Genomic DNA, 2,666 nt, shown 5'->3' on the forward strand with positions numbered 1-2,666 from the left:
TTGCGACGCTCGCCGCGAACCTGTTCAAGGAGAAATCACAGCTGCGCAACATTGCCGGCGCGCCCGACCTTGTGATCTCGTTGATGTACCCGATGAAAGGCAACGAAAAGGCGCTCGGGCTCGACTACCGCAAGAACGAAGCACAGCGCATGGCGGCGCTGCGGGCGCGCGACCAGCGCGCCTTGGTCCTGGCGGGTCCGGTAGACCTCGTCCAGGGCGGCCGAGGCTTCATCGGCAGGATTCCGATTTTCGTACCGACAGTGGGCGGCGGTGACCGGTTCTGGGGCATTCTCTCCGCGGTCATCGATGTCGACAGGCTCTTTGCCGCAAGCGGCCTCACCGACCCGGACCTCGATATCGAGGTCGCCCTGACAGGCAAGGACGCGCTGGGCGGCGGCGGCCAGCGCTTCTTCGGCAGCGAGAACGTGGTCAACGGCACCCCGGTAACGGCCGAAGTGGAACTGCCGCTGGGGTCCTGGCAATTGTCGGCGATACCGAAACACGGCTGGCCGGCCACGCCGAAGAACGAGGCCACCTTGTGGGCAACGGTGGCGCTGGCCGGCGCGCTGATTGTGTTGCCCATCCTGATAGCCGGTTGGTTGTTCGGCGAGAGACAGAAGAATTACGCGGAGCTGCGGCGGCTTTCCCAACGCCTTGAGCTTGCGCTAGATGCCTCGGGCATCGGCGTATGGGAACACGACCTCGCCACCTCGCAGCTCGTGTGGGACGATCGCCTCAACGAGATCTATGGCAGGCCGGCTGACGGCCGGCCGCGTGGCTATGACGACTGGGCGCTGACCATTCATCCAGACGACCTGGAGCGCGCAAGAAGGGACTTCGACACGGCGGCAGCAACCCAAGGCCGCTATTCCTCGCAGTACCGTCTTCTCCTTCCTGACGGCACCGTCCGCCATGTGCGCACCCGGGCAGGCTTCCTGCAGGACGTCGACGACACGCCCAAGATGATCGGCGCTGAATGGGACGTGACCAGCGACGTCCTGCTCAATGAGAATCTGGTGCATGAGCGGCAATTGTCGGAATCGAAGAATGCCGAACTTGAGACCGCCAAGGCGCGCATCGAGCACGTTGCGCTGCATGATTCTCTGACGGGCCTGCCCAATCGCCGCTATCTTGATGAGATGCTGGCCGGGGCGCACGATGATCGCACTGCCTTGCTGCATCTCGACCTCGACCGCTTCAAGCACATCAACGACACGCTCGGCCATGCGGCAGGCGACGCCATGCTCATGCATGCCTCGAAGGTCATCAAGGCCAACGTCCGGGCGGCCGACTTCGTGGCGCGCATCGGCGGGGACGAGTTCATCGTGGTGTGCCGCGGACGCAGGGACGATGAACTCGCCGCACTCGCGGACCGGATCATCGAAGAGATGCGCCAACCCGTCGACTATAAGGGCCACCAATGCCGGTTTGGGGTCAGCATCGGGATTGCGGCCAACAGCGGCATCGATGCCAAGCAATTGCTGGTCAATGCCGACCTCGCGCTCTACCGAGCCAAGAGCCGAGGGCGCAACCGTTATGAGTTCTTCAACGAAGAGCTGCAAAGCGAGATCGTGAAGACCAAGCAAACTGCCGATGAGATTCTCGGCGGCTTGGAGCGCAACGAGTTCATTGCCTATTACCAGCCGCAGTTCGACGCCAACACGCTCGAGATCGTCGGTGTCGAAGCGCTGTCGCGCTGGCGCCATCCACAGCGCGGCATCCTCGGCCCCGACGTGTTCCTCAAGGTGGCCGAGGAATTGAACGTGGTCTCGCTCATCGACCGCACGATCCTCGAACAAACGCTCGAGAATTTCCAGCGCTGGTCGCTCGACGGGCTCAACATCCCGCGCGTGTCGGTCAATGTCTCGGCACGAAGGCTGGAAGACAAGGATCTCATCAACGGCCTGCGCAAGCTGGCGATCAAGAAGGGAACCGTTTCATTCGAGCTCGTGGAGTCGATCTTTCTCGACGAGCACGACGACCTTGTCGCCTGGAACATCGAGCACATCAAGGAACTCGGAATCGACATCGAGATCGACGATTTCGGCACGGGCTACGCATCGGTCGTCAGCCTGCTCAAACTGCAACCGCGCCGTCTCAAGATCGACCGGCAGCTCGTCACGCCGATAACCGGCTCGCCGGCGCAGCGGCGGCTGGTGTCGTCAATCATAGAGATCGGCAAATCGCTCGGCATCGGGGTCGTGGCGGAAGGCGTCGAGACGATGGAACATGCGCGCATCCTGAAAGAGCTTGGCTGCGACATCCTGCAGGGCTACGCCTTCGGGCGCCCGATGGACGCAACATCCTTCAGGATCTTCGCGCAGTCGCGGGAGTGGCTGGCAGCGGGATAGCGATGCCGGCTCACCCAGCTGCCATTTGACCGGGCTGTTGCCGGCTGCACGACCCGTTCGGCAAGCGGGCAAACGACAGGACAGCCCTGCCGAGAGGGAGACCCGCTGAAAACCCGGTCATCAAACTGTCACACCAGGCGGCAATCGCCATGGTAGGTTTGCCGTGGCCGCCCCCGCGACCCCGACCGCATCAAGAACCGGCGAAGCCGCCATGAACATCGCCCTCCCCGCCGAAGGCACTGATCTCTCGCCCTATCTGCCGGACGAGCACGGGCTGTTCTTCATCTACCATTTCAAGGCCGATGGTTCCCGCAC

At 62.8% G+C, this 2,666-nt stretch carries 1 protein-coding gene and 1 pseudogene; both read left to right on the forward strand.

The window, feature by feature from the left end:
- The coding region (locus tag EOA28_RS31865; RefSeq protein ID WP_128315661.1) for an EAL domain-containing protein at positions 1–2,351 on the forward strand (2,351 nt) is incomplete at its 5' end.
- Positions 2,352–2,562: 211 nt separating this feature from the next.
- A pseudogene (locus tag EOA28_RS41205) lies at positions 2,563–2,666 on the forward strand (magnesium transporter CorA); the annotation flags it as partial.

Origin of the sequence: Mesorhizobium sp. M2A.F.Ca.ET.067.02.1.1 (assembly GCF_004023285.1) — a bacterium.
Classification (GTDB): Bacteria; Pseudomonadota; Alphaproteobacteria; order Rhizobiales; family Rhizobiaceae; genus Mesorhizobium.